This window comes from Rhizobium sp. TAL182 (assembly GCF_002117725.1).
GTDB lineage: Bacteria > Pseudomonadota > Alphaproteobacteria > Rhizobiales > Rhizobiaceae > Rhizobium > Rhizobium esperanzae.
Window position 1 is genome coordinate 3346300 of the sequence record NZ_CP021024.1, and the last position, 26231, is coordinate 3372530.

A 26231-nucleotide genomic window follows, 5' to 3' on the forward strand; every position below is an offset into this window, starting at 1 on the left:
GTTTCCCGATAGGTCTATCTAATTCTTTGTATAGTTCTCTGTTTCAATGAGGCGGTATTCGGGGTCTCCTGGATACTACTGCCATTGGCCAAACTATCGGTTAATAGGAAAGTTAAAGACAACCTTACGGATGTGATTTTGTCCGGAGGCAGGTCGTGACCATTCGCCGCCTCGCCTCTGAAAACCATGCAAAACCGAAGGAAATGATCCGTTCCGGCTGAATTTTCGGCCGGAACGGCCGAATTTCCTTCCATTTTGTTATGAACTTGCGCAAGCTCAGCAAAATTTCTAGAAATCTTGCCATGAGCCCTGCCCGAGTCAAACATGTCCGGCGGGTTCGCTGATCGCACCGTTACCGGTCGTCCTTGGCCCAGCCTCTGGAGGCTGTTGAATGATCGGGAAAGCCGGCGCGGCACATCATCGCGGGTCGACGACCCCATCCAAGGAGACAGACAATGACCCTCAAGACATTGACGGCGGCCCTCGTCGCGTCACTGGCCTTTGCGCCCCTTGCTCATGCCGATATCACCATCGGCCTGATCGCGCCGCTGACCGGCCCCGTCGCCGCCTATGGCGACCAGGTGAAGAACGGCGCTCAGACTGCCGTCGATGAGATCAACAAGAAGGGCGGCATTCTCGGTGAGAAAGTCGTGCTGGAACTGGCCGACGATGCCGGCGAACCGAAGCAGGGCGTTTCCGCCGCCAACAAGGTTGTCGGCGACGGCATCCGCTTTGTCGTCGGCCCGGTGACATCGGGCGTTGCTATCCCCGTGTCGGATGTTTTGGCTGAAAACGGCGTGCTGATGGTCACCCCGACCGCCACAGCCCCCGACCTCACCAAGCGCGGCCTCGCCAACGTGCTGCGCACCTGCGGCCGCGACGATCAGCAGGCCGAAGTCGCCGCCAAATACGTGCTGAAGAATTTCAAGGACAAACGCATTGCCATCGTCAACGACAAGGGTGCCTACGGCAAGGGTCTTGCCGACGCCTTCAAGGCGACGCTGAATGCCGGCGGCATCACCGAAGTCGTCAATGACGCGATCACACCTGGCGACAAGGATTTCAGCGCGCTCACCACCCGTATCAAGTCCGAAAAGGTCGACATCGTCTATTTCGGCGGCTACCACCCGGAAGGCGGCCTGCTCGCCCGCCAGTTGCATGACCTCTCCGCCAACGCGATGATCATCGGCGGCGACGGCCTCTCGAATACCGAATTCTGGGCAATCGGCACCGATGCGGCAGCAGGCACGCTGTTCACCAATGCGTCAGATGCCACCAAGAATCCGGACTCAAAGGCTGCCGCCGAAGCGCTTACCGCCAAGAACATCCCGGCCGAAGCCTTCACGCTCAACGCCTACGCCGCGGTGGAAGTTCTGAAAGCCGGCATCGAAAAGGCCGGCAGCGCCGAGGATGCCGAAGCCGTCGCGGCTGCTCTGAAGGGCGGCATGGAGGTTCCGACCGCCATCGGCAAGCTCACCTACGGCGAGACCGGCGACCTGACCTCGCAGAGCTTCTCGCTCTACAAGTGGGAAGGCGGGAAGATCGTCGCTGCCGAGTAGTTCACGGATCTCGTGAATCAGGATCGGGTGCCTTGCGGCGCCCGATTTGTATTTGGGCGTCAGTTCGTCTTCTTCAGATCACCGCGCATGTAATCCTCCAGCGTGGTTGGTGTAGTGAGAACCAATGGCTGGCTATAGGTTCTATCGGGCTGAGGTCTTGGAACGATTGTATGGAATTGGGCAAGGACACTACGCTTGAGGCTCGCATCCATAGCCTCGCTTCCAGACGGCTTTGCCAACGTGACGCTGGCGACCTTTCCGTATTTGTCAGTCTTGAAGGTAACCGAATTTTGCGCGGTCTTCGTCGTTTCACAACCGCTCAACAAAAGAACAGCCGCACAGGCGGCCGAAATAATTGCTTTCATATCATGACCTTGAGTTGGGAATTAGCATCTGTATTCTGGCTTCACTAGCATTGCCACGGTCAAGTCGGAAGCGGCCCGAAATATAACCAAGAGTTTTTCCGCGCTTATCACTGCAGCAGCAGAAACCAGTCGAAGAGGTAGACCATGACCACCAAGCTCGAACGTCTCATCGACCAGGGTGTAGGCCGTATCCCCGCCGACATCGTGCTGAAGGGCGGCAGCTTCTTTGATCTCGTCACCGGCGAAATCGTCCGCTCCGACATCGCCATCGGCGCCGACCGCATCGTCGGGACTTCAGGCGACTATAGGGGCGAGACCGAGATCGATATATCTGGCAGAACAGTCGTTCCCGGCTTCATCGACACACATCTGCACATCGAATCCTCGCTGGTGACGCCGCATGAATTCGATCGCTGCGTCTTGCCCTATGGCGTCACCACCGCCATCTGCGATCCGCACGAGATCGCCAATGTGCTCGGTGCCGAGGGCATCGAATTCTTCCTCAAATCCGCGCTGGAGACGATCATGGACATCCGCGTCCAGCTCTCCTCTTGCGTGCCGGCAACGCATCTTGAAACTTCGGGCGCCGACCTGCCGATCGGGCGCCTGCTGCCCTTCCGCGATCATCCCAAGGTGATCGGCCTTGCCGAGTTCATGAATTTCCCCGGTGTGATTCACAAGGATCCCGTCTGCATGGCCAAGCTCGACGCCTTCCAGGGCGGCCATATCGACGGCCACGCGCCGCTTCTTTCCGGCAACGACCTCAACGGCTATCTCTCGGCCGGCATCCGCACCGAGCATGAGTGCACGAGCGCCACCGAGGCGCTGGAAAAGATTCGCAAGGGCATGCACATCCTGGTGCGCGAGGGCTCGGTCTCCAAGGATCTCGCCGCGCTGATCCCCATCATCACCGAGCGGCTTTCACCTTACCTCGCGCTCTGCACCGACGACCGCAATCCGCTCGATATCGCCGAACAGGGCCATCTCGATCATATGGTTCGCACGGCGATCGCGAGCGGCGTCGAGCCGCTCGCCATCTACCGCGCCGCCTCGATCTCTGCCGCCCGCGCCTTCGGCCTTAGAGACCGCGGCCTGGTGGCGCCGGGCTGGCGCGCCGATCTCGTGGTTCTCGACAGCCTGCAAAGCTGCCGTGCAGAGATGGTTTTTTCCGCCGGCCGCCGTGTCACCGACGCACTTTTTGCCACGCGCAAACCGGTCGCCCCGATCGGTCTCGACAGCGTCAAGGCCCGGCCGGTCAATGCCGCCCATTTCGGCGTGCCGGTCGCCGAGGGCGAAACATCGGTCATCGGCGTCATGCCCGGCAAGATCATCACCGAGCATCGCCGCTACCGCCTGCCGACCAAGGGCAACGAGACGACGGTCGATCTAATCAACGACATCATCAAGGTCGCCGTCATCGAGCGCCACGGCAAGAACGGCAATCATGCCAATGGCTTCGTCCAAGGCTTCGGCCTGAAGAAGGGTGCGATCGCCTCCACCGTCGGCCATGACAGCCACAATATCTGCGTCGTCGGGGTCAACGAGGACGACATGGCGCGCGCAGCGAATCGCCTCGGAGAGATCAAGGGCGGCTTCGTCGTCGTTGAGGACGGCAAGATCACCGGCGAAATCGCCCTACCCGTCGCCGGCCTGATGAGCATCGAGCCTTACGAGACAGTGCGCGACACGCTGCACAATCTGCGCCAGGCCGCCTTGGCACTCGGCGCCACGCTGGAAGAGCCCTTCCTCCAACTGGCCTTCCTGCCGCTGCCCGTCATCCCGCATCTGAAGATTTCCGACCGCGGCATGGTGGACGTGGACAAGTTCGCGCTTATCGGGTGAGTAGCGCCGGGGTTGGGGATGCTTACTGCCAGGCCTCCGGCAATTCACTCTCGACAGGTTTCGCAACGGGCACCCTCCCGAGCAGCTTCGAAAGGCCACCAACGCGCGCACAAAACCCGTCCAGCGCCCCAAGCGTCACCGTTCCGGCATCGTCCACAGCCTCGTAGCCCGGCATGGCCAAGGGCTCTCCGAATGCCATGCCGTCAGGCAGGCGGAATTCCGCCGGTTTGCGCGTCAGGTTGAAAACGAACAGCAGTTTCTCTCCGTCCTTTTCGCGAGTGAAGGCCAGCAGGTCCTGATTGGTGCCGATGAAGGTCATCTCGCCGTCGATCAGCGCCGGGTGGCTCTTCCGGAAGGCGAGCGTCCGGCGGTAGTGGTGCAGCACCGAGCTGTCGCTGTCCTCCTGCGTATCCACGGAAAGCGCAGCCTGCTCGTAAGGCACCGGCAGCCAGCTCTTTTCAGCCGAGGTGAAGCCGGCATGCGCCTTGCCGGCCTCCCAGGGCATCGGCGTGCGGCATCCGTCGCGGCCTTTGAAGGCCGGCCAGAAGCGGATGCCGTAGGGATCGCGCAGATCCTCGAAGGCAAGCTCCGCTTCCGCTAGTCCGAGCTCTTCGCCCTGATAAAGGCAGATCGAACCGCGCAGCGCCGCAAGTACCGAGATCGCGAGCTTGGCGATAACCGGCCGCTCCTCCTCGGTCAGTGCAAACCGGCTGACATGGCGCATGACGTCATGATTGGAGAAAGCCCAGCAGACCCAACCGTCGGTCACCGATTTCTGGAAGGCTTCAACGCAGCCGCGGATATGCGCGGCGGTGAAATCAGGCCCCAGCAGATCGAAGGTGTAACACATGTGCAGCTTGTCGTCGCCGCTCGTATAGGCGGCCACCGTCTTCAACGAGCGAGCACCGTCGCCGACTTCGCCGACGGTCGTGCGATCTTCATAGCGGTCGAGCAGCGCCCGAAAACGCTTGAGGAAGCCGATATTTTCCGGCTGCGTCTTGTCGTAGAGGTGGTTCTGCATGCCGTAAGGATTGGTGTCGGGCGCATCAAGGCCCCCATCACTGGTATCGGGCTCGTGCGGCGGATTGCTTCTGAGCTCTCTGTCGCAGAAATAATAGTTGACCGTGTCCAGCCGGAAGCCGTCGACACCGCGGTCGAGCCAGAACTTTACCGTCTCCAGCACCGCCTCCTGCACTTCTGCGCTGTGGAAATTGAGATCGGGCTGCGAAGTCAGGAAATTGTGCTGGTAATATTGCCGGCGCACGCCATCCCATTCCCAGCCCGGGCCGCCGAAGATCGACAGCCAGTTGTTCGGCGCCGTCCCATCGGGCTTCGGATCGGCCCAGACATACCAGTCCGCCTTCGGATTGCTCCGGCTCGCCCGGCTCTCGACGAACCAGGGATGTCGGTCGGAGGTGTGCGAGATCACCTGGTCGATGATGACTTTGATGTCGAGCCTGTGCGCCTCGGCCATCATCTCGTCGAAATCGGCGAGCGTGCCGAAAATCGGGTCGACGTCGCAATAATCGGAGACGTCATAGCCCATGTCGGCCATCGGAGACTTGAAGAAGGGTGAAAGCCAGATCGCATCGACGCCGAGGCTGGCGATATGCGGCAGCCGGCGGGTGATCCCTTTCAGATCGCCGAGCCCGTCGCTGTTGGTGTCCTGAAACGAGCGCGGATAGACCTGATAGATCACCGCTCCGCGCCACCAGTCCGCATTCCCGTCTGCCTGCAATGCCATCGGCTACATCTCCTGCCTCGTTTGCGCTCGACACACTAAAGCGGACGAAACAAAAGACAACCACGTGAAGCCGTCATGAATGGAGCCGAAACCGCCGCGACGCTTCGTCGCGATCCAACAAGAGGGAGCCGTATATAGGCTTGTCCACAACCGCAAACCAGCCTCCGGATTTGGGGTTGCAACGCAAAGCCTTTGCGATAAGGTGCGCACTGACCTGCACGTAAAAGGTCAAACCCGGGAACAAATGTCTAATAAAGGCGCAAAGCCTAGGAAGGTGGACCCACGATGAACCATTTCGCGAAAAAATTTCTCGCCTCCGCAATGCTTGGCACATTGCTGGCGTTTTCGGCTCAAGCGGCGACGCTCAACATTCACAATGGTGGCGACCCGCAGTCACTCGATCCGCAGAAACTTTCAGGCGACTGGGAGAATCGCATCGCCGGCGACATCTTCGAAGGCCTCGTCACCGAGGATGCCAAGGACAATCCGGTCCCCGGCCAAGCCGAAAGCTGGACGATTTCGCCCGATGGCAAGGTCTACACCTTCAAGCTTCGCGACGGCATCAAGTGGTCCGATGGCCAGCCGGTCACGGCAGGAGACTTCGTCTTCGCCTTCCAGCGCCTCGTCGACCCGAAAAACGCCGCCGACTACGCCTATCTGCAGTTCACCATCAAGAACGCCGAAAAGATCAACAAGGGCGAGATCACCGATCTCAGCCAGCTCGGCGTCAAGGCGATCGACGACAAGACCCTCGAAATCACCCTGGAAAATCCGACTCCCTATTTCCTCAATGCGCTGATGCACTACACGGCCTATCCGCTGCCGAAGCATGTCGTCGAGGCGAAGGGCCAGGATTGGGTCAAGATCGGCAACATCGTCACCAACGGCCCCTATAAGCCGGTCGAATGGGTTCCCGGATCGCACGTCACAACAGTCAAGAACGACCAGTGGTACGGCACCAAGGATCTGAAGATCGACGGCGCCAAGTTCTTCGTGCTCGAAGATCAGGAAGCGGCGCTGAAGCGCTACCGCGCCGGCGAATTCGATATCCTCACCGACTTCCCGACCGACCAGTACGAATGGATGAAGAAGAACCTGCCGGGCCAGGCGCATGTCGCGCCCTTCTCCGGCCTCTATTATTACGTCGTCAACTCGCAGAAGCCTCCTTTCAGCGACAAGCGCGTCCGCCAGGCTCTCTCCATGGCGATCAACCGCGAAGTGATCGGCCCACAGATCCTCGGCACCGGCGAACTGCCGGCCTATTCCTGGGTTCCGCCAGGCACTGCCAACTACGGCGAGCCGGCCTATGTCAGCTGGAAGGATCTGCCTTACAAGGACAAGGTCGCCGAGGCCAAGAAGCTGCTTGCCGACGCCGGCTTCGGCCCAGATAAGCCGCTCCACGCGGTCCTCAGCTACAATACCAATGACAATCACAAGCGCATCGCCGTCGCGATCGCGTCCATGTGGAAGCCGCTCGGCGTCGATGTCGAGCTCGTCAACGCCGAAACCAAGGTGCACTACGACCAGATGCAGCGCGGCCAGGTGGAAATCGGCCGTGCCGGCTGGCTCGCCGATTACAATGACCCGGACAACTTCCTGAACCTGCTGGTGACTGGCGTCCAGATGAACTACGGCCGCTGGTCGAATCCCGATTACGACAAGATGATCAAGGACGGCAACGCCGAGACGGACCTGAAGAAGCGCGCCGAAATCTTCAAGAAGGCCGAGCAGCTGGCGCTGGATGAATCCGCCGCCCTGCCGATCTACTACTATGTCTCGAAGAACGTCGTTTCGCCGAAGATCGAAGGCTTCGTCGACAACATTCAGGACATCCACCGCACGCGCTGGCTGTCGATGAAAGAGTAAGGGAAAACGGTCCTTCCCGCACACTGCGGGAAGGACCGGCCCACGACCATGATCAAATATGCTCTCCGTCGCCTGCTGTCGACGATCCCCGTCATGTGGATCGCCGTGACAGCCTCGTTTTTCGTCCTGCGCCTCGCTCCTGGCGGCCCCTTCGATGGCGAAAGGCCATTGCCGCCGGTGATCCTCAAAAATCTCGCGGCCCACTACAATCTCGACAAGCCGCTGATCCAGCAATACCTGCTCTACGTCGGAGATCTGCTCAAGGGCGATCTCGGCCCCTCCTTCTCCAGCGAGGATTTTAGCGTCGCTCAGCAGATCATGATTGGTCTGCCCTATACCTTCACGATCGGCACGGCCGCTTTCCTGCTCGCCATCCTCGTCGGCGTGACCGTCGGCTGTCTCGGGGCGCTCTATCAGAACAAGGCGCCGGATTACATTCTCGGCAGCCTCATCCTGATCGGCGTCGTGCTGCCGAACTTCCTGATCGCGCCGATCCTGCAATTGATCTTCGGCATCCATCTCGCCTGGTTTCCGGTTGGCGGCTGGGGTGACGGCTCGCTCAAATTCCTTGTCCTGCCGATCGTCGTTCTGGCCCTGCCCCATGCCGGGCGCATCTCGCGCATAACCCGCGGCTCGATGATCGAAGTGATGAACCAGAACTTCATCCGCACTGCCAAGGCCAAGGGCATCGGCCCGCGGCTGACGGTAATGCGCCACGCGCTGAAGCCTGCGCTGATGCCTGTCGTCTCCTATCTCGGACCGGCAGCAAGCTACCTTCTCACCGGCTCGCTCGTTGTCGAGAGCATCTTCGGATTGCCCGGCATCGGCCGCTACTTCGTCAATGCGGCGTTGAACCGCGATTACGGCATGGTTCTCGGTACGGTCATCTTCTACATGGTGCTGATCGTATTCCTGAACCTTCTCGTCGATATCGCCTATGCGTGGCTCGATCCGAAAGTGAGAAACCGATGATCCTCAACCCCGCAAAACGCGAGCTGCTCGCCCAGGAACTTCTGGAGGCGGAAGGTCTGGCGCCCGAAGGCCGTTCGCTGACCAGGGATGCGCTCCGTCGCCTGGCGCGCAACAAGGCCGCCGTGCTCTCGATCGCCGTCCTGGCGCTGCTGATCCTCGCCGCCTTCCTCGGCCCCTGGTTCATTCCCTTCAACTACGAGGACCCGGATTGGGCGGCCTTCCGCATCCCGCCCTCGATCGAGACCGGCCATTATTTCGGCACCGACCCGAACGGCCGCGACCTTCTCGCCCGGGTGCTCTACGGCACCCGCGTCTCGCTGGCCGTGGCGCTGACGGCAACCGTCGTCTCCGTCGTCATCGGGGTGCTCTATGGCGCGGTCTCAGGCTATATCGGCGGCAGGCTCGATGCCATCATGATGCGTTTCGTCGACATCATGTACGCGCTTCCCTATATCCTTTTCGTCATCCTGCTGATGGTGATCTTCGGCCGCAACGTCTACCTGCTCTTTGCCGCGATCGGCGCGCTGGAATGGCTGACCATGGCCCGCATCGTGCGCGGCCAGACGCTGTCGATCAAGCATCGCGAATTCATCGAAGCGGCCCGCGCATCCGGGCAGCGGCCGTTCAAGATCATCGTCAAGCACATCATCCCGAACCTCGTCGGCCCCGTCGTCATCTTCGCGGCGCTGACCGTGCCCGAGATCATCGCGACGGAGAGCTTCCTCTCCTATCTCGGCTTCGGCGTGCAGGAACCGCTGACCTCGCTCGGCACGCTGATCGCGGAAGGGACCGATGCGATGGAAAGCATGTCCTGGCTGCTGATCTTCCCGGCAAGTTTCCTCGTCGCCCTGCTGCTCAGCCTGCTTTTCATCGGTGACGGCCTGCGCGACGCGTTCGACCCGAAGGATCGATAGAATGCTCCAAGAAAAAGACATCCTCCTCGAACTCAAGGATTACTCGATCACCTTCGCAACCCCGGACGGGGAGGTGAAAGCGGTCTCGAACATGAATCTCACCGTCCGGCGCGGCGAGCGCATCGCCATCGTCGGCGAGTCCGGCTCCGGCAAGAGCCAGACCTTCCTCGGCATCATGGGCCTGCTTGCCAAGAACGGCAGGACGGCGGGACAGGCGCTGCTCGAAGGCAAGGACGTGCTGTCGCTGAAACCGCGCGAGCTCGACCAGATCCGCGGCAAGGACATGGCCATGGTCTTCCAGGACCCGATGACAGCGCTGAACCCGTCGCTGAAGATTTCCCGGCAGTTGACGGAACAGCTGGAGGTCCACCGCGGCCTGACGGCGCGCGCCGCATCGGACGCTGCCCTCGACATGCTCAAACGCGTCGGCATTCCCGACCCGACCCGGCGCTTCCACCTTTATCCGCACGAATTGTCAGGCGGCATGCGCCAGCGCATCGTCATCGCCATGGCGCTGCTCACCAAGCCGAAGCTCCTGATTGCCGACGAGCCAACGACGGCGCTCGACGTCACCATCCAGGCGCAGATCCTCGATCTCTTCAACGATCTGACGGCGGAGATGAACACAGCGCTCATCATGATCACCCACGATCTCGGCGTCGTCGCCGGCCTCGCCGACCGCGTCGCCGTCATGTATGCCGGCCGCATCGTCGAGGAAGCGCCTGTCGACGAACTCTTCGATAGTCCCGCCCATCCCTATACGGCGGCGCTGCATGCCTCTATCCCGCGCCCGGACCAGGATGTCGACCACCTCGTCGTCATCCCCGGCCGCCCGCCGAACCTGCAGCACCTGCCGAAGGGCTGCAATTTCTCGCCGCGCTGTTCGCAGGTCCAGGACGATTGCATCGATCGTCCGCCTCCCCTCGAACCGTTGGCACCGCGCCACTGTGCGGCCTGCTACCATCCCTTTCCACGCCGTGAGGAGTTGCTGAACCATGGCTGACCGATCACTGCTGAGGGTCGAAAACCTCACCACCCAGTTCGAACTGCCGGCGAAAGGCCTCTTTAAGCCGCCGGTCTTCCTTACCGCCGTCAACAATGTCAGCTTCGATCTCGCCGAAGGCCGCACACTCGGAGTTGTCGGCGAATCCGGCTGCGGCAAATCCACGCTCGGCCGTTCGATCCTGCGGCTGTTGAAATCGCAGAAGGGCCGCATCCTCTGGCAGGGCCGCAATCTTCTCGACCTGTCGGAGGAGGAAATGCGCGCCGCGCGGCGCGACATGCAGATCATCTTCCAGGATCCGATCGCCTCGCTCGACCCGCGCATGACGGTCGGAGACATCATCGCCGAGCCGCTGACCGTCTTCGAAACGAAGCTTTCGAAGGCCGAGCGTACCCAGCGCGTGCGCGAAATCATGAGCGCCGTCGGCCTCGTGCCGGAGATGATCAACCGCTATCCGCACGAATTCTCCGGCGGCCAGGCGCAACGCATCGGGATAGCGCGGGCAATCGTCACCAAACCGAAGCTCATCGTCTGCGACGAGCCGGTTTCGGCTCTCGACGTTTCGATCCAAGGCCAGGTCATTACGCTCCTGCGCAGGCTGCGAAAGGAATTCGGCCTGACGCTGATCTTCATCAGCCACGACCTCTCCGTCGTGCGCCTGATCTCCGACGATGTGCTGGTGCTCTATCTCGGCCGCGTGGTGGAATCAGGCGACTGCGCCACCGTCTTCGATCATCCCGCCCACCCCTATACCCAGGCGCTCTTTTCTGCGGCCCCAATCCCGGATCCGAAGCTCGCGCGCCTGCGCACCCGCATCCGCCTACAGGGCGATCCGCCCTCGCCGCTGAACCCGCCGAAAGGCTGCGTCTTCTCTCCCCGCTGCTGGAAGGCGACCGACATCTGCCGCACCGAAATGCCGCCGACCGAGGAAGTCCGGCCCGGCCAGAAGGCCGCCTGTTATCATATGGACAGACCGTGATTGAGGGAGGGTCGCATGAAGCGGCCTTCGTTTTTCCAAACGCTTTGTCACGTCCCCTTCGCGACGAAACGTCGCCAAAACACAGTTACTTGGGAATCTATAGTCTCCGCTAAGAAAGATTTAGATGCGGATATGCTATGTCTTTCTCCGCCTAATCATGGGCCATGGGGAACTGCATATATGAAATCGAAACTGTCCGGATTGATTGCGCTTGCTGCCGCGATCGTCGCCACCTCCGCCGTATCGTCGCATGCCGAAGATTTGAAATTCCAGCTCACCAACGGGACCAAGTCCGTCCTGACGCGCTTCTACAGCTCGCCGACAGGCGTCAACAGCTGGGAAGAAGACGTGTTCGGCGAGGATGTCCTCAATCCGGGCGAGACCGTGAACATCACCATCGCCGACGGCCGCACCGTCTGCAAATACGACATGCGCTTCGAATTCGACGAAGACTCGGACCTCGACACCACCGAAGACACGCAGGATCTTTGCGAGCTCGGCAGCTACACCATCCACGAATAAACGCCCTTCGCGCTCGCCCGCCTTCGCTTGCCCGCGAAGGCGGCTTTCGGTTCCTTGTCGCCATGGCGCTCGCAATATCGACGCTTGTCACTCCGCCCGGCTCCGCGTATCAGCGGATGAAGCGTTAATTTCAAAGCGATCGAGCGACCTGTTGCATCAGCGGCGCTCCTATGCCGGGAGGACAAGGTGAACGGAAGACGGTTTCTGTCGATCGGTGAATGCATGGTGGAGCTCTCGCAGGCCGGCGACGGCCTGCTGCGCAAGGGCTTTGCCGGCGATACTTTCAATACCGCCTGGTATGCCCGCGCTTGCCTCGGCCCCGATTGGTCGGTCGATTATTTCACCGCGCTCGGTGACGACGCCATGTCGGACGAGATGGCTGCCTTTATCGCCGGGGCGGGTATCGGCACGAACCTCATCCGCCGCATCAAGGGCAAGACGCCGGGCCTCTACATGATCAACCTGAAGAACGGCGAACGCTCCTTCAGCTATTGGCGCGACAGTTCGGCCGCCCGTAGCCTGGCTGCCGATCCGGATCATCTGCGCGAGGCGGTGGAGAGCGCCGATCTCGTTTATTTCTCCGGCATCACCCTTGCCATCCTGCCGCAGGAGGATGCCGCAACGTTGCTCTCCGAAATCCGCCGCGCCAAGGCAGCCGGCAAGCTCGTGGTGTTCGACCCGAACATCCGTCCCCGCCTGTGGTCGAGCTACGATGTCATGCATACGACGATCAGCGAAGGCGCTCGCTCCTCCGTGCTCGTCATGCCGAGCTTTGATGACGAGGCCGCTCATTTCGGCGACGATTCCATCGAGGCGACCATTCATCGCTACCGCGCGCTGGGCGCTCTCAATATCGTGGTCAAGAATGGCGCGGACGGTGTCAACTTGAATTTCGGCGGCGAGGAGACCTTCGTTCCGGCCGAAAAGGTCAAGAAGGTCGTCGACACCACCAGCGCCGGCGACAGTTTCAATGGTGCCTTCCTCGCACGATATCTTGAGAGTCAGGACGCGCCGGCAGCCGCCCGCTTCGCCGCAGGCGTGGCGGCTCGCGTCGTCAGCGAGCATGGCGCGTTGGTTGCAAGAGAAAAACTCGGGTTGAGCGATCGCTGAACCCGCGCATGACCACGGCGCAGGTATGCCATGCGCGGGCGCTCCCGCCTTATCGGCATTCTTCCCCGTCAAGGGCGTAAAAATCAGGACTTCGTCGGCCGATCCGTCTCGCGAACCGCCTCGTCATGATACCAGCAGCTGTCGAGCGCGGCGTCGCAGACATCAGCCGCCTCGCGCTCCATCAGCCTGGCGCGTTCGAATCGGTTTGCGGCCCGCGTCGGCTTGACGGGAAACTGGTAGATCGTCGCGGATTCACGATGGAAACCGGTGGGCATGAGATCGCCTCCATTCCGTTCGGCGCATCGATATCAGGACTGCGACCATAGCATGATGCACATACTTTATGCAAATTGCACAAAATATATGCATGAAGTAACTATGATTGATCCATATGCTGTCTATGACTGAAGCTTCCGCCTATTTGTTCAACACTTCACCATTTCGAACTAACGCCCAAATTTTCATCCGGTTCCGAGGCAGGAAACCTCTTTATCCTCCTGATGAATCAGCCTTCGATCGTTCAAACGGGCTCCTTTCGAGAAAGGGAAAAGTGCGGATCGACAGGCCGATTTAAGATTTTTCTTTTGTCGGCAATCAAACTGGCACGCTACGTGCTTCGATAGGTGCATCCCCTGGCGGTCGGATGCGTTTGCGCGCCCAGATCGTCTCCGGGTTTGCTCACCTTCGTCGCATTGAGAGAGTCACGATGACAAAATATAAGCTCGAGTATATTTGGCTCGATGGGTACACCCCGGTACCGAACCTGCGTGGCAAGACGCAGATCAAGGAATTCGACGCATTCCCAACGCTGGAACAGCTTCCGCTCTGGGGCTTCGACGGCTCGTCGACCATGCAGGCCGAAGGCCGCAGCTCCGATTGCGTACTGAAGCCCGTCGCCATCTATCCCGACCCGGCCCGCACCAACGGCGTGCTCGTCATGTGCGAAGTCATGATGCCCGATGGCGTCACGCCGCACCCGAGCAACGCCCGCGCCACCATCCTCGACGACGAAGATGCCTGGTTCGGCTTCGAGCAGGAATATTTCTTCTACCAGAACGGCCGCCCGCTCGGCTTCCCCGAGCAGGGTTATCCGGCTCCGCAGGGCCCCTACTACACCGGCGTCGGTTATTCTAATGTCGGCGACGTCGCCCGCGAAATCGTCGAAGAACATCTCGATCTTTGCCTCGCTGCCGGCATCAACCACGAAGGCATCAACGCCGAAGTGGCCAAGGGCCAGTGGGAATTCCAGATTTTCGGCAAGGGCTCCAAGAAGGCCGCCGACCAGATCTGGATGGCACGCTACCTGCTGCAGCGTCTGACCGAAAAATACGGCATCGACATCGAATATCACTGCAAGCCGCTCGGCGACACCGACTGGAACGGCTCGGGCATGCATTGCAACTTCTCGACCAAGTACATGCGCGAAGTCGGCGGCAAGGCCTACTTCGAAGCGCTGATGGCGCAGTTCGAAAAGAACCTGATGGACCACATCAACGTCTACGGTCCTGACAACGACAAGCGCCTGACCGGCAAGCACGAAACCGCTCCGTGGAACAAGTTCTCCTACGGCGTTGCCGACCGTGGCGCTTCGATCCGCGTGCCGCACTCCTTCGTCAAGAACGACTACAAGGGCTATTTGGAAGATCGCCGCCCGAACTCGCAGGGCTGCCCCTATCAGATCGCTTCGCAGGTCCTGAAGACGATCTCGGAAGTTCCGCTCGCCGGTTCGGCTTCCGCTGCCGCCTAACCTCCCAAGCGGCGCCGGTCCCCGACCGGCGCCGTCATTCTTTCTGCCTGAAAACTGCGATCAGCCTCTGACATATTCGCGGCGATCGAGCCGTTAAAAGCCTGAAAACACTGGCAAGCGGCTGTAATATTTCCATCATGGTCATGCCTCAAGATAAGCGGGCGGGAATCGCCGTTCCGGAACCCCGCTTTGGGGTTGAGCGTTGACAGATCACTGCAACGCGGATGGAAATCGCGACATGCTGCAACGTCCGGCAAATACTTACAGCGGCGAGAGCTGGGCCAATGCCGCAGCCGCCGGAAACCTGCCGGAAAGGCTAGTGATCGTTACCGACGCCTGGCACCCGCAGGTGAATGGAGTCGTCCGCTCCATCGAGAACACCAATCGCGAACTGGCGAAAATGGGTGTCGAGGTTGCGATGGTGACCCCGGAGCGTTTCCACAGCATCCCCTGCCCAACCTATCCGGAAATCCGCCTGTCGATTGCCAGTTACCGACGTGTCGCGCGAGAGATCGAAAAGCACAATCCGACCTATGTGCATATCGCGACTGAAGGTCCGCTGGGATTGACCGCCCGCCGCTGGTGCCTGCGCAAGCGCATGCCTTTCTCCACCAGCTATCACACACGCTTTCCGGAATATGTTTCCGCCCGCCTGCCGATCCCGGAGAGCTGGCTCTACGCCTTCGTGCGTTGGTTCCACAATGGCGGCGCCGGCTGCATGGTGGCGACGCCAAGCCTTGCTCGCGAATTGTCCGCGAGGGGCATCAAGAACCTGATGCCCTGGACCCGCGGCATCGACGCCACGCAATTCCATCCGATGCCGCTTGAGCCGGAGCCCCTTGGCCTGCCTCGGCCGATTTTCATGACCGTCGGCCGCGTGGCGCTGGAAAAGAATCTGCCGGCATTTCTCGATCTCGAGCTGCCGGGCTCCAAGGTCGTCGTCGGCGATGGTCCGGCGCGCGCCGAACTGGAGCAGCGTTATCCGAACGTCCATTTCACCGGCGTGAAATTCGGCGAGGATCTGGCGAAAATCTACGCTCAGGCCGATGTCTTCGTCTTCCCCTCGCTCACCGACACCTTCGGCAACACCATTCTCGAAGCATTGGCATCGGGCGTGCCGGTCGCCGCCTACCCGGTCACCGGCCCTCTCGATATCATCGGCGAGGACAGGGAGGTCGGAGCACTCGACGCCGACCTGCAGGCCGCGTGCCTGGCCGCTCTCTCCGCCTCGCGCACCAAGGCGCGTGAGCTTGCCATGCAATATTCCTGGGAAGCGGCAACGCAGCAATTCATCAACAATATTCGCGCTGCCAATGGGGTCATCACGCCCAAGTGGAAAAAGGCTTGGCAATTCGCTAAGTCGCTTCCAAGAAGCAGAAAGCCCGGCGAAACCACCGGGCCTCTCCCATCCGGAGATTGATCAGCTCTTTCTGTGCAGGGCGCTGCGAAGCGTGCCGTCGCCGCTAGACGCGCAGGAGAACGGTCGCGCCTGAGGTCACCCTCCTCTGTCCTGCCGGACATCTCCCCCACAAGGGGAGATCGACTCGGAGATGGAATCTCCTCAAATAATCAACGTTAGAGCGAGCGGGTCCGCCGATCCGATCTCCCTCCTTCTAGGGGAGATGCCCGGCAGGGCAGAGGGGGATGCCACACGACGGCGCAACAATGCCGCGTAAGACCCCAATCAGCACAAGCCCAGCCCTACGTCCGCCTCTTCTTCGACTCGTACGGATTATCAGGCGAACGGAAATGGATGCGGATCGGCACGCTCGGCATGTCGAAATCCGCACGCAACCCATTGATCAGGTAGCGCGTATAGGATTCCGGCAGCGCATCCGAGCGGGTGCAGGAGATCATGAAGGCCGGCGGGCGGGCCTTGACCTGCGTCATGTATTTCAGCTTGATGCGGCGGCCGGAAACGGCCGGTGGCGGATGCTGGATCTGCTGCGTCTCCAGCCAGCGGTTGAGCCGCGCCGTCGAAATACGCTTGTTCCAGACCCTGTCGGTATCGATGATCGACTGCATCAGCTTGTCGAGGCCCCAGCCGGTCTGGCCGGAGATCGGCACGGCGCGGATGCCGCGCGCCTGCGGCAGCAGCCGGTCAGTCTTTTCGCGCAGATCGGCAAGCACCGCCTGGCGGTCTTCGATCATGTCCCACTTGTTGAAGGCAAGCACCGCTGCACGCCCCTCGCGCAGCACAAGGTCGACGATCTGAAGGTCCTGCTTCTCGAAGGGAATCGTCGCATCGAAAACGATGACGACGGTTTCGGCGAAGCGGATGGCCCGCAGGGCATCGGCGACCGAAAGCTTCTCCAGCTTCTCGGTCACTCGCGCCTTGCGTCGCATGCCGGCCGTATCGAACATCTTGATGGTACGGCCACGCCAGTCCCATTCCACCGAAATGGAATCGCGGGTAATGCCTGCCTCCGGGCCGGTCAGCAGCCGATCCTCGCCCAGGAAGCGGTTGATGAGCGTCGATTTGCCCGCATTCGGCCGGCCAACGATCGCCACCCGGAGTGGTTTGGTCTCGTCGTAGGCCGGCTCTTCGTCCTCGTCCTCACCCTCATCAGCCGAATGGGGAATATCGACGTCCGTGACGGCAACATCCTCCTTGGCATAGGCCCGGTCCTTGCCGATCGCCTCGACGATCGCGTCGCGCAGGTCGAGCATGCCCTGACCGTGCTCGGCCGAAATCGGCGTCGGCTCGCCCAACCCCAGCGTATAGGCGTCGTAGAAGCCGCTGTCGGAGCCGCGCGCCTCGGATTTGTTGGCGACGAGCACCACCGGCTTGCCGCGCCGGCGCAGCATTTCGGCAAGAGCGGTATCGACGGGCGTCAGCCCATTCTTGGCGTCGACGACGAAAAGCGATAGATCGGCCTCGTCGATCGCCGCTTCCGTCTGAGCGCGCATCCGGCCCTGCAGGCTCTCCTCGTCGGCTTCCTCCAGACCGGCCGTGTCGATAATCGTAAAGGTCAGTCCCATCAGCCGCGCATCACCCGGCCGGCGGTCACGGGTGACGCCTGGTGTATCATCGACGAGCGCCAGCTTCTTGCCCACCAGGCGGTTGAAAAGCGTCGACTTGCCGACATTCGGACGACCGACGATGGCGACCGTGAAACTCATTCTTTTTCCTTAAAACTCAGCCCTGCGCGGCGGGCGCCTTGCCGGATGCGGTAATGAGATCAAGCATCATCTGCGCGCGATTGGCAACAGGACGCGGGCTGCCCGCGTCATCGACAATCGACTGGAACCATTGCCGCGCCTGCGCCATGTTGTCGGCCTTGTAGGCGGCCAGACCGAGTGCTTCGCGCGCCGAATGGCGGAAAGCGTTACTCGGCACGGCCATTTCTTCGATCGCGGCCGAAACCTGCTCATAAGAGCCGTTCTCGATCAGCAGCCAGCCCGCGCGCATTTTGGCGACATCACGCACGGCAGCCGGAACGCTGTTGTCTTTGCCGATCTCGTTGAAGGCGGCGATCGCAGCAGCAGCATCGCCCTTCTGCGCCTGGACGGTCGCCGCCCGCATGCGCGCCAGCACCGGATAGGCGCCATGGCCCTCCTTCTCCAGCTTTTCAAGCGCGGCCAGCGCCTCGTCGTTCTTGTTCTCGTCGGCAAGCTTCATCGCCGCCAGAAACTGGTCGCCGGCGCCGGAGGAGCGGGTATCGTCCCAATATTCGTAGAGAACCTTGCCGGCGGTGCCGAGAACGATCAGAATGGCGACGACAATGATATAGCGGCCGAACCGGCGCCAAACGCCCTTCATCTGGTCTGACCGCAATTCCTCATTGACTTCACGGATGAAGCTGTCGTCGTTGAATGCCATTCTCGTCTCCGGCCGCGGAAATACCTATACGCATGTGCATGACACGCACATTTCCGGCCTTCTACCCCATTTTGCCGCCGTTGTAAGGGGGATGTGAAAGATTCGTCACATGGCGAGCGGCGAAACGCCGATCAGCCATTCGTGCAGCTTCCAGATGATCAGCGCCCAGAGGACGATGCCGATAACGGCGGCATAGACGTCGTACTTGGCCGAGACGAAGGGCCGGAGCGTGATTTCCCCCGCCCGCTCGCGGCGCTTGAGCGAAATGCGCACGATCACGCCCCAGGCAAGGAAGGCCGCAAACAGCAGCACCGACGACGTCTCGCCATTGGCAAGCAGATGCGCCAGCGCCCAGATCTTCACCGACAGCACCATCGGATGTTTCGTCTTGGTCGCAATATGCCCCGCCGGCAGCAGCGAGGCGACGAGACAGATCATCGCGATCAGCATCAGCGTGATTGCGATATGCGCCGTCCAGACCGGCGGATTGTAGAGCATGCCGGTCACCTGCCGGGCCTGCCCGAAACCATAGATCAACAGGATCAGCGTGAGGATGCTCGCAACCGAATACCCGGCCCGCCAGCCATTCTCGCCGAGGCGCGCGATCATCGAGCGGCGCAGATCCGGAGCCACCACCCGCACCAGATGCACCCCGAGAAAAAGTATGATGCCGACGATAAGCAGTGCCATTGCGATCCCTTCCGTGCAGTTTGACATGACTTAGCGGTTGGCGGGAAAAAATGCCAGTTGTGACCGCAGCTTCGCCGCAATTCTATCGGAGGGAAACCGCGAACAAATTGTCGCGGTGCCCATGTCTCGTCCTCTCCTCGCCACCTGTCTGCTTGCCTCCCTCGTTCTTCCCGCGGCGGCAGAGGCGGCCGATCGGCCGAAGCAGCTTGTCATTATCTCCTTCGACGGCGCCCACGATAATGCGCTCTGGCTGAAAAGCCGCGAGATGGCCGCCAGGAACGGCGCCCACTTCACCTATTTCCTTTCCTGTACGTTTCTGATGAACGATGCGGCGAAGAAGGCCTATCAGGCGCCGCACCAGAAACGCGGAAAATCCAATGTCGGGTTTGCCCAGAGCGAAAACGAAATCCGCGAGCGTCTCGGCAATATCTGGCATGCCCATCTCGAAGGTCACGACATAGCAAGCCATGCCTGCGGCCATTTCGACGGCCGCCTCTGGAGCGAGGCCGACTGGTCCGCCGAATACGCAACCTTCCATGCCACATTGAAAAGTGCCTGGAAGAGCGTTGGCCTCGATGAACCCGCCGGCTGGCAGGATCTGGTCGATCACGGCATCAAGGGCTTTCGCGCTCCCTATCTCTCGGCGACGGCGGGCGCCGACATGATCGCCGCCGAGAAGAAGGCGGGCTTCACCTATGATGCAAGCCTTGTCACCAAGGGTCCGGCCATGCCTGTCGAAGAAGACGGCATCCTCCGCTTCGGCCTGCCGCTGATCCCCGAGGGTCCCAGCGAAAAGCCGATCATCGGCATGGACTACAATCTCTTCGTCCGCCATTCCAAGGGTGAGGAGGACAGCGCGGATTCGAAGGCATTCGAAGACCGCGCCTACACCGCCTTCTCCCAGGCTTTCGATCGCCAATATAACGGCGACCGCATCCCTCTCCAGCTCGGCTTCCATTTCGTGGAAATGAACGGCGGCGCCTACTGGCGCGCGCTCGACCGCCTGGTTAGCGACGTCTGCCACCGGGCGGATGTCGCCTGCGTCAGCTATTCCGAAGCCATACCGATGATCAAGGCGCGTGGGAAATTGGAGCAGACCTCAGGGCTCTGACGAACGCTTTTGAGAACGAGGGGTGGTGCCGTGTGGCCCCCTCATCCGCCCTGACGGGCTCTCCCCTCTGGGGAGAAGAGGGAATCGCAAAGTCGACGAAAATTCTCTCAAGCGATGGATAAAGGCGAGGCATTGCCACGAGTCTCTTCTCCCCTCGGGGAGAACGTGGCGGCAGCCGGATGAGGGGGCCGCACGGCACCACCTCGCCCGCCCGCCAAATCCTACCCATCAACCATCCGCATGCACGACACCCGCCTCGCGCTCCAAATAGTGCCGATCGATGGCAGGCAGCGGCTCGTCGTCGATGGCTGCCTCGAAGGCCTTGAGGCGCTTGTGGATGGACAGCAGCTCGATGATCGTCGTCCAGGAATTGACCAGATACTGGAACGAGTTGCTGACCTGGCCGAAGGCGGTCGAGATCTGCTGAAAGATGCCGTAGGTGATCGTCCCGGCCACGATCGTCGGCACCAGCATGAAGATCACGAAAAGCGCGTCCGCCTGAATGTAGAAATAGCGGGCGACATTGAAATACATGTAGTGGAAATACATGCGGAAATAGTTCCGCCGAACGTTGTTGAAAAGCTCCCTGACCGTCAGCGGTTGCGCCCGCTCCGCATGGTCCTCACCGTAGACGAGTTCCTTGCGATAGGCGGCTTCTACGCGCTGATTGCGGAAGTTCAAGCCCGGCAGCTTGATACCGGCGACCGCCAAAAGCAGCGTGCCGAATGCCGACCAGAAGAGCGCCAGCCAGAAGAGCGAATTCGCCAGCGGTCCGATGACCGGCAGCTCGGTCACATAATGTGATAGTGCCAGAAGGATCGGAAGGAACACCACGAGCGTCATCACCGAATTGATGAGGCTGATGCCAAGACCTTCGAGCGTGCTCGAAAAACGCATCGTGTCTTCCTGCACGCGCTGCGAAGCGCCTTCGATGTGCCGCAGCTTTTCCCACTTCGACATATAGAAATCGTTCATCGCGGCGCGCCAGCGGAAGATGTAGTGGCTGGTGAAGAAGTCAGTCATGATCGACACGAACATGCTGAGGAACGCGATCTGACAGAAGACCCACATCAGGCTATAGAAATTGTCTACTGAAATGCCCGGCTGCTTCGACAGGGCATTCTGCAGAAGGTCGCCGAACGGGCGGCGCCAATTGTTGATCACGACCGTGATCTGCACACCGAAATAGGTCACGAAAATGATGAGCGCCGAACCCCAGATCGACCACAGCTTCCACGGATGGTGCAGCGCCCTCAGATGCCATACGCCGCAGAAGATGATCGCCGATAGAAAGAAATAGCTGTAGAACCAGATATTCTCGGGCAGCAAGAAGAAGGAAAGATCGATCGGCTGCTGCTCTTCCGGAACTGGCGCAAAGCCGAGCGACGCGCCGAGACCGGCTGCGAAGAAATACCAGCCCAATATTGAAATTAGCGTCCAGACGACAAGCGAAACGAAGAAAGGCTTCGGCTGGGGAAAGAAGGAATGAAACACGGGGGGCTTTGCTTTCCTGAACTGTGAGTCTCGGGAGTGTCGGAACACTGATTGTGCCGGAAACTACGGCAGTTCGAAGGAAGCAGCAATGGGTTTGGCCGATTGTTACGCAGATGTAACCGGTTAGGCGACTTTCCTGATGACGGGCATTACGAGCGCCGCGCAGACAAGAAGTGCTGCGGCAGCGATCACCGTCGGCAGGGTAAAGCTGCCCGAGCGTTCGGCAATCCAGCCGGCAACAATCGGCCCGACGATCTGGCCGACGCCGAAGGCCGCTGTCATCATCGCCAGGATCCGCCGCGGGCTCTTGGGCGAAAGCTTGCGGCCGATCTGCAGTCCGTAGGCTGTGATCGCAAGGAACGTCGCCCCGAATAACGCACCGCCGATCAGCGGCGCGACCGAGGGCGGCAGCGCTACGGTGGCGAGCACACCGGCCGCCTCGATGAAGAGCGCCGCGACATAGACGCCGCCGAGCCCGAGCGGCCTGACCAACGGCTTCCAGGCAAACAGCGCCACCGCCGCCGTCACACCGGCAATGAACCAGCAGAGAAATTCGACGAAAGCCCCCGTCGCCGCCATGCGTGCGATGGTGACGAGGAAGGTCGCCGTGATAACGTAGCCGAAGCCGAACAGGCCGTAGGAGAGCGTGACAAGCACCATCGGCCGGCTCCAGTTGAGCGCCGGTTCCTTGCCCGTCTGCAGCGATTGCGCCGGCGCCACGGGCAAGAGCCACCAGACAATGGCGAGACTTGCCGCGCAATAGAGCGCCCCGCCGATCCAATCGGCGCGCCAGCCGCCCGGCTCGTCGTGAAAGCCAAGACCGATCAGCAGCACCATGACCGACGAAAGCGCGATGCCCGCACCCGGCCCCCCGAAATGCGCCGCCTGCACATGGTCATTGCCGGCAGCAGTCCCGTGGCTGAGCACGATCGACGAGGTGAAAACCATTGCGAAGGCGCTGGCAAGGCCGGCCAGGAACCGGATGACCGCAAAGATCGCGACGGAATCGGTGGCCGCCATGGCGGCGAGCAGGATCGCGTTGGCAAGCAGTGCCAAGAGCGCCACCAGCCGTTCGCGCCCCGCCGCCCAGCCATAGGCCGCCAGCACGGCGCCGACGAGATAACCGACGAAATTGGCCGAAGCGATAAAGCCGGCATCCGCCGCAGAAAGCGGCACACCGCTCATCATGCCAGGCAGGATCGGCGTGTAAGAGAAACGCCCGAAGCCCATGGCCGCCGCCATGGCGACGGCGCCGGCAGCGGCGGTAGAGACGAGATTCGGCGGGGAGCGAGGGGGGCGGGAAAGCATGCACCGCTTATCGCGCCGCAGCACGGTCGTCACAAACGAGTATTTCTGATCGATCGATCAATTCTGCGAAAGTCGACGGATGAGGTGAGCGCTCCGAGTTCGATGATGCAAGGAGCGGCGCTGCGGCGTGCTTCGAGGCTTCGCCCTATGGGCTGCGCACCTCAACATGAGGGGCTTTGGCGGATGCCGCGCTAGGCGCCCCGCAGAGGCCTCGAAGGACGAGCGGGTGCGCTGACGATGAAACCCTACCCCCGCCCATCCGGCAAGGTCAGAATCACCGGTCCGTTCCGCGTCGCAACCACCGTGTGCTCAAATTGCACGGTCGGCGCCTTCGGATCGGCATAGAGCGTCCACGCATCGTCGCCGCCTTCGGCCCAGGTCGCGCCGAGCGAAAGAAACGGCTCGACGGTGAAGACGAGGCCATCCGTCATCACGCGTTTTTCCGAAGGGTCCGGCCAGGTCGAGAGCTCGGCCGGCTCCTCGTGCAGCGAGCGGCCGACGCCGTGGCTCGCCAGATTGGCGACCAGCGTGTAGCGGTTCTTCTGCGCGAAAGCGCCGACGGCGGTGCCGATCTTTGCCAGCGGCTCGCCCGCTTTCACCTGATTAAGGCCCACCCAGAGCGCCCGCTTGCCGTCGCGGCAGAGGCGTTCGATCTTCGGCTTGACCGGCGGCATCGCAAAGGAAGCGCCGGTATCGGCGAAGAAGCCATCCTTTTCCGCCGAGACGTCGATATTGATCAGGTCTCCGGCCTGGATGACACGCGCGCCTGGAATGCCGTGGGCGATTTCTTCGTTGACGCTGATGCAGGTGGCGCCGGGAAACTGGTAGCAGAACTCCGGCGCCGAACGCGCGCCGGAATCCTCGAGCACCTTGCGGCCGATCCGGTCGAGCTCGAGCGTCGTCATGCCGGGCTCCATCGCCGCCGCCATCACCTGTATGGCGTTGGCGCAGACCCGGCCGATCTCCTTGAGCTTTGTCAGTTCATCGTCGTTTGCGATTACCATTCGTCTCTTCCGCCCTTGCGCGGGACGGCCGCAGCCGTCTTGGAGCACGCGTCCGGCAGGACGCGCTGAGGAGTTGCGCTGATTAGGCCGTGGCTTTCGCCCCTTCACCCCTTTCAGTCAATGCCTTTCTGACGATCGGCGCGACTTTCGTCCCGTAGAGCTCGATGCCGCGCATGATCTGCTCATGCGGCATCAGGCCGATCGCCATCTGCAGCAGGAAGCGGTCGTTCTTGAATATCGCATGATGGGCGATGATCTTTTCCGCAACCGCCTCCGGATCGCCGAGGAAGAGCGCGCCGTTCGGCCCGCGCGACAGATCGAAATGCGCTCGGCTCGTCGGTCCCCAGCCGCGCTCGCGGCCGATACGGTTCATCACCTCGGCCTGCGGGCCGTAGAACTGGTCAGCGGCTCTCTCCGTCGTGTCGGCGATGAAGCCATGGACATTGATGCTGGTCTTCAACTTCGCCTGATCCTGCCCTGCCCGGCGCGCAGCCTCGCGGTAGAGATCGAAGAGCGGCGCGAAACGGCGCGGCTCGCCGCCGATGATCGCGAGCGCCACCGGCAGTCCGAGCCCCCCGGCGCGCGCCACAGACTGTGGTGTGCCGCCGACCGCGACCCAGAGCGGCAGCGGATCCTGCAGCGGCCTGGGATAGACACCGCGTCCGTTGATCGCCGCGCGAAGCTCACCCTTCCACGCGACGGTCTCGTCCTTGCGCAACGCCAGCAGCAGATCGAGCTTCTCCTCGAAAAGCTGATCGTAATCCTCAAGGTTGTAGCCGAACAGCGGGAAGGACTCGATGAAAGACCCACGCCCTGCCATGATCTCGGCACGGCCGTTGGAAATCAGATCAAGCGTCGAAAACTGCTGGAACACACGCACCGGATCATCGGAGGAGAGCACAGTCACGGCGCTGGTCAGCCGGATGTTTTTTGTCTTGACGGCCGCGGCGGCCAGCGCCACGGCGGGGGCCGATACCGCATAATCCGGCCGATGATGTTCGCCGAGCCCGAAGACGTCGAGCCCCACCTGATCGGCAAGCTCGATCTCCTCGATCAGATGCTTGAGCCGCTCGGCCCCTTCAGCTCCCTTACTGCGGGAGGGATTGGGATTGACATCGGCGAATGTGTAAAGACCCAGTTCCATCGTCGGCATCCTGTTGAACTCGATCCGGAGATAAGGATGGCGGTGATGGAGCGCAAATACAAATTGTGGAACGGATTGTTCGAGAATCTTGATAGGCGGCGCGGTGATTTTCGCGAACGTGTTATTGTCGACCGAGCTTTATCGGCGAAACGACAAGGAGTCTTTGCGCCGTGGCCACCCCCTCTGCCCTGCCGGGCATCTCCCCACAAGGGTGGAGATCGGCTGGACGCAATGGCTTGCCGAAACAACTAGACATCGTGATTGCCGCAACAGTCAGAGAGGAAGCGACGGTCCACCCGCTTGCCGATCTCCCCACCTGTGGGGAGATGCCCGGCAGGGCAGAGGGGGGTGTCACGCGCACCGGAGCCGCGACCGAAGCACGAACCCGAACCACCAATTCGAATCTGAATTCAACGACTTCCAGCCACCGGCGGAATCATCTTCCAAGCCGCCTCAGACCTTACCTGAAGCGCCACGCCCCGCCGCTCACATCTTCGCCAGCAGCTCCGCCAACTGATCAGCAGCTTTGCCCCACCCCTCATGGAAGCCCATCTTCTCGTGCGCTTCCTTGTCCTCGGCGCGCCAGTGCAGCGCCTTGGCCGTATATTTCGTGCGACCGTTGCCGAGGTCTTCGAGCAGGATGACGCCGGTGAAGAAGGGTTTTTCCGACGGTACCCAGGCGCTGCTATAGGCGTCGGTGAACACGATCTTCTCGTTCTCGACGACCTCCAGATAGACGCCGCGGTTCGGATACTGATTGCCCTCGGGATCCTGCATGACGACGACGCTGGAGCCGCCGGGCCGCACGTCGAGCGTTGCTTCCGCCACACCCCAGGGGCGCGGCACGAACCATTGCTTCAGCAGCTCCGGATCGGTCCAGGCTTTGTAAATCTTCTCGCGCGAAGCGTCGAATTCGCGAACAAGGACGAGTTCATGTTGCGTGCTGGCGGTCATTTCAACATCTCTCCGTTTGAGTGAAACCCGTTGGTTTCAGGTTATTACAAGGACGTGTCGAAGTTCGCCGTTCCGACGGC

23 protein-coding genes are annotated in these 26231 nt (G+C 61.2%); 12 read left to right on the plus strand and 11 right to left on the minus strand.

Annotated features, from left to right (window positions below; translation table 11 throughout):
- The first annotated feature begins 455 nt into the window (after positions 1 to 455).
- Entirely contained in the window at positions 456 to 1559 is a 1104-nt protein-coding gene (locus Tal182_RS16955; RefSeq protein WP_064811012.1) for a branched-chain amino acid ABC transporter substrate-binding protein, read from the plus strand.
- A gap of 59 nt (positions 1560 to 1618) precedes the next feature.
- Here the strand turns inward: Tal182_RS16955 and Tal182_RS16960 are convergent, their stop codons facing one another.
- Complete coding sequence (locus Tal182_RS16960) at positions 1619 to 1924, minus strand: TonB C-terminal domain-containing protein (RefSeq protein WP_085860170.1); 306 nt, start codon at positions 1922 to 1924, stop codon at positions 1619 to 1621.
- 144 nt (positions 1925 to 2068) lie between these two features.
- Between Tal182_RS16960 and ade the strand changes: the two genes are divergently transcribed.
- Positions 2069 to 3766: an adenine deaminase gene (ade, locus tag Tal182_RS16965; RefSeq protein WP_064811013.1), complete on the plus strand. Its 1698-nt coding sequence runs from the start codon at positions 2069 to 2071 to the stop codon at positions 3764 to 3766.
- 22 nt (positions 3767 to 3788) lie between these two features.
- Here ade and Tal182_RS16970 read toward each other — a convergent pair whose 3' ends face one another.
- Positions 3789 to 5510 carry an alpha-glucosidase family protein gene (locus tag Tal182_RS16970; RefSeq protein WP_085860171.1) on the minus strand — a complete coding sequence of 574 codons (1722 nt, stop codon included), beginning with the start codon at positions 5508 to 5510 and terminating at the stop codon, positions 3789 to 3791.
- 285 nt (positions 5511 to 5795) lie between these two features.
- On the opposite strand from Tal182_RS16970, the gene Tal182_RS16975 reads away from it, so the two are divergent.
- From Tal182_RS16975 to Tal182_RS17005, 7 genes are all read left to right on the plus strand, one after another.
- Positions 5796 to 7376 carry a peptide ABC transporter substrate-binding protein gene (locus Tal182_RS16975; RefSeq protein ID WP_085860172.1) on the plus strand — a complete coding sequence of 527 codons (1581 nt, stop codon included), beginning with the start codon at positions 5796 to 5798 and terminating at the stop codon, positions 7374 to 7376.
- A gap of 48 nt (positions 7377 to 7424) precedes the next feature.
- The gene (locus Tal182_RS16980) at positions 7425 to 8348 is read left to right on the plus strand and encodes an ABC transporter permease subunit (RefSeq protein WP_064811016.1); all 924 of its coding nucleotides are present in this window, start codon (positions 7425 to 7427) and stop codon (positions 8346 to 8348) included.
- Entirely contained in the window at positions 8345 to 9262 is a 918-nt protein-coding gene (locus tag Tal182_RS16985; protein WP_085860173.1) for an ABC transporter permease subunit, read from the plus strand. Before Tal182_RS16980 ends, Tal182_RS16985 begins: the two co-directional genes overlap by 4 nt.
- Position 9263: 1 nt before the next feature.
- Positions 9264 to 10265, plus strand: coding sequence for an ABC transporter ATP-binding protein (locus tag Tal182_RS16990; RefSeq protein ID WP_085860174.1), 1002 nt, complete (start codon positions 9264 to 9266; stop codon positions 10263 to 10265).
- Positions 10258 to 11244: an oligopeptide/dipeptide ABC transporter ATP-binding protein gene (locus Tal182_RS16995; RefSeq protein WP_085860175.1), complete on the plus strand. Its 987-nt coding sequence runs from the start codon at positions 10258 to 10260 to the stop codon at positions 11242 to 11244. The genes Tal182_RS16990 and Tal182_RS16995 overlap by 8 nt, the downstream gene beginning before the upstream one ends.
- Positions 11245 to 11424: 180 nt before the next feature.
- A complete protein-coding gene (locus tag Tal182_RS17000) occupies positions 11425 to 11766 on the plus strand; it encodes a hypothetical protein (RefSeq protein WP_064804189.1) in 342 nt (113 codons plus the stop codon).
- A 222-nt stretch (positions 11767 to 11988) separates the two neighbouring features.
- Positions 11989 to 12876 (plus strand): sugar kinase, encoded by an 888-nt coding sequence (locus Tal182_RS17005; protein ID WP_245344861.1) that lies wholly within the window; start codon positions 11989 to 11991, stop codon positions 12874 to 12876.
- An 83-nt stretch (positions 12877 to 12959) separates the two neighbouring features.
- On the opposite strand, the gene gstI is transcribed toward Tal182_RS17005, so the two are convergent.
- The gene (gstI, locus tag Tal182_RS17010) at positions 12960 to 13151 is read right to left on the minus strand and encodes a glutamine synthetase translation inhibitor GstI (RefSeq protein WP_064804193.1); all 192 of its coding nucleotides are present in this window, start codon (positions 13149 to 13151) and stop codon (positions 12960 to 12962) included.
- 431 nt (positions 13152 to 13582) lie between these two features.
- On the opposite strand from gstI, the gene Tal182_RS17015 reads away from it, so the two are divergent.
- Together Tal182_RS17015 and Tal182_RS17020 are read left to right on the plus strand one after the other, a co-directional pair.
- The gene (locus tag Tal182_RS17015; RefSeq protein WP_064804195.1) at positions 13583 to 14623 is read left to right on the plus strand and encodes a glutamine synthetase beta-grasp domain-containing protein; all 1041 of its coding nucleotides are present in this window, start codon (positions 13583 to 13585) and stop codon (positions 14621 to 14623) included.
- 238 nt (positions 14624 to 14861) lie between these two features.
- Positions 14862 to 16043, plus strand: a complete 1182-nt coding sequence (locus tag Tal182_RS17020; protein WP_085860177.1) for a glycosyltransferase family 1 protein — start codon at positions 14862 to 14864, stop codon at positions 16041 to 16043.
- A gap of 281 nt (positions 16044 to 16324) precedes the next feature.
- Here the strand turns inward: Tal182_RS17020 and der are convergent, their stop codons facing one another.
- From der to Tal182_RS17035, 3 genes are all read right to left on the minus strand, one after another.
- The gene (gene der, locus Tal182_RS17025) at positions 16325 to 17746 is read right to left on the minus strand and encodes a ribosome biogenesis GTPase Der (RefSeq protein ID WP_064804199.1); all 1422 of its coding nucleotides are present in this window, start codon (positions 17744 to 17746) and stop codon (positions 16325 to 16327) included.
- 16 nt (positions 17747 to 17762) lie between these two features.
- A complete protein-coding gene (locus Tal182_RS17030; RefSeq protein ID WP_064811019.1) occupies positions 17763 to 18446 on the minus strand; it encodes a tetratricopeptide repeat protein in 684 nt (227 codons plus the stop codon).
- 105 nt (positions 18447 to 18551) lie between these two features.
- Positions 18552 to 19136 (minus strand): NnrU family protein, encoded by a 585-nt coding sequence (locus Tal182_RS17035; protein WP_085860178.1) that lies wholly within the window; start codon positions 19134 to 19136, stop codon positions 18552 to 18554.
- 121 nt (positions 19137 to 19257) lie between these two features.
- Between Tal182_RS17035 and Tal182_RS17040 the strand changes: the two genes are divergently transcribed.
- On the plus strand, positions 19258 to 20247 hold the full coding sequence (locus Tal182_RS17040; RefSeq protein WP_085860179.1) for a polysaccharide deacetylase: 990 nt from the start codon (positions 19258 to 19260) through the stop codon (positions 20245 to 20247).
- Between the two features lie 228 nt (positions 20248 to 20475).
- Here Tal182_RS17040 and sbmA read toward each other — a convergent pair whose 3' ends face one another.
- The 5 genes from sbmA to Tal182_RS17065 all read right to left on the minus strand — a co-directional run bounded on the left by sbmA (position 20476) and on the right by Tal182_RS17065 (position 26151).
- Entirely contained in the window at positions 20476 to 21741 is a 1266-nt protein-coding gene (gene sbmA, locus Tal182_RS17045) for a peptide antibiotic transporter SbmA (RefSeq protein ID WP_085860180.1), read from the minus strand.
- 123 nt (positions 21742 to 21864) lie between these two features.
- Complete coding sequence (locus tag Tal182_RS17050) at positions 21865 to 23049, minus strand: YbfB/YjiJ family MFS transporter (protein WP_170965847.1); 1185 nt, start codon at positions 23047 to 23049, stop codon at positions 21865 to 21867.
- Positions 23050 to 23294: 245 nt separating this feature from the next.
- On the minus strand, positions 23295 to 24053 hold the full coding sequence (gene map / locus Tal182_RS17055; protein ID WP_085860181.1) for a type I methionyl aminopeptidase: 759 nt from the start codon (positions 24051 to 24053) through the stop codon (positions 23295 to 23297).
- Positions 24054 to 24135: 82 nt separating this feature from the next.
- Complete coding sequence (locus tag Tal182_RS17060) at positions 24136 to 25197, minus strand: LLM class flavin-dependent oxidoreductase (RefSeq protein ID WP_085860182.1); 1062 nt, start codon at positions 25195 to 25197, stop codon at positions 24136 to 24138.
- Positions 25198 to 25683: 486 nt separating this feature from the next.
- Positions 25684 to 26151, minus strand: a complete 468-nt coding sequence (locus tag Tal182_RS17065; RefSeq protein WP_085860183.1) for an SRPBCC family protein — start codon at positions 26149 to 26151, stop codon at positions 25684 to 25686.
- Positions 26152 to 26231: the final 80 nt, after the last annotated feature.

Excerpts from the sequence above, each read along its gene's own strand:
- Tal182_RS17040 (WP_085860179.1), top strand. The coding sequence starts at position 19,258 with ATGTCTCGTCCTCTCCTCGCCACCTGTCTGCTTGCCTCCCTCGTTCTT.
- Tal182_RS16970 (WP_085860171.1), bottom strand. The coding sequence starts at position 5,510 with ATGGCATTGCAGGCAGACGGGAATGCGGACTGGTGGCGCGGAGCGGTG.
- Tal182_RS17050 (WP_170965847.1), bottom strand. The coding sequence starts at position 23,049 with ATGCTTTCCCGCCCCCCTCGCTCCCCGCCGAATCTCGTCTCTACCGCC.
- Tal182_RS17065 (WP_085860183.1), bottom strand. The coding sequence starts at position 26,151 with ATGACCGCCAGCACGCAACATGAACTCGTCCTTGTTCGCGAATTCGAC.
- Tal182_RS16990 (WP_085860174.1), top strand. The coding sequence starts at position 9,264 with ATGCTCCAAGAAAAAGACATCCTCCTCGAACTCAAGGATTACTCGATC.
- Tal182_RS16975 (WP_085860172.1), top strand. The coding sequence starts at position 5,796 with ATGAACCATTTCGCGAAAAAATTTCTCGCCTCCGCAATGCTTGGCACA.
- map (WP_085860181.1), bottom strand. The coding sequence starts at position 24,053 with ATGGTAATCGCAAACGACGATGAACTGACAAAGCTCAAGGAGATCGGC.
- Tal182_RS17000 (WP_064804189.1), top strand. The coding sequence starts at position 11,425 with ATGAAATCGAAACTGTCCGGATTGATTGCGCTTGCTGCCGCGATCGTC.
- ade (WP_064811013.1), top strand. The coding sequence starts at position 2,069 with ATGACCACCAAGCTCGAACGTCTCATCGACCAGGGTGTAGGCCGTATC.
- Tal182_RS16960 (WP_085860170.1), bottom strand. The coding sequence starts at position 1,924 with ATGAAAGCAATTATTTCGGCCGCCTGTGCGGCTGTTCTTTTGTTGAGC.
- Tal182_RS17030 (WP_064811019.1), bottom strand. The coding sequence starts at position 18,446 with ATGGCATTCAACGACGACAGCTTCATCCGTGAAGTCAATGAGGAATTG.
- der (WP_064804199.1), bottom strand. The coding sequence starts at position 17,746 with ATGAGTTTCACGGTCGCCATCGTCGGTCGTCCGAATGTCGGCAAGTCG.
- Tal182_RS17015 (WP_064804195.1), top strand. The coding sequence starts at position 13,583 with ATGACAAAATATAAGCTCGAGTATATTTGGCTCGATGGGTACACCCCG.
- Tal182_RS17060 (WP_085860182.1), bottom strand. The coding sequence starts at position 25,197 with ATGGAACTGGGTCTTTACACATTCGCCGATGTCAATCCCAATCCCTCC.
- gstI (WP_064804193.1), bottom strand. The coding sequence starts at position 13,151 with ATGCCCACCGGTTTCCATCGTGAATCCGCGACGATCTACCAGTTTCCC.
- Tal182_RS16955 (WP_064811012.1), top strand. The coding sequence starts at position 456 with ATGACCCTCAAGACATTGACGGCGGCCCTCGTCGCGTCACTGGCCTTT.
- Tal182_RS17020 (WP_085860177.1), top strand. The coding sequence starts at position 14,862 with ATGCTGCAACGTCCGGCAAATACTTACAGCGGCGAGAGCTGGGCCAAT.
- Tal182_RS17005 (WP_245344861.1), top strand. The coding sequence starts at position 11,989 with ATGGTGGAGCTCTCGCAGGCCGGCGACGGCCTGCTGCGCAAGGGCTTT.
- Tal182_RS17035 (WP_085860178.1), bottom strand. The coding sequence starts at position 19,136 with ATGGCACTGCTTATCGTCGGCATCATACTTTTTCTCGGGGTGCATCTG.
- Tal182_RS16995 (WP_085860175.1), top strand. The coding sequence starts at position 10,258 with ATGGCTGACCGATCACTGCTGAGGGTCGAAAACCTCACCACCCAGTTC.
- Tal182_RS16985 (WP_085860173.1), top strand. The coding sequence starts at position 8,345 with ATGATCCTCAACCCCGCAAAACGCGAGCTGCTCGCCCAGGAACTTCTG.
- Tal182_RS16980 (WP_064811016.1), top strand. The coding sequence starts at position 7,425 with ATGATCAAATATGCTCTCCGTCGCCTGCTGTCGACGATCCCCGTCATG.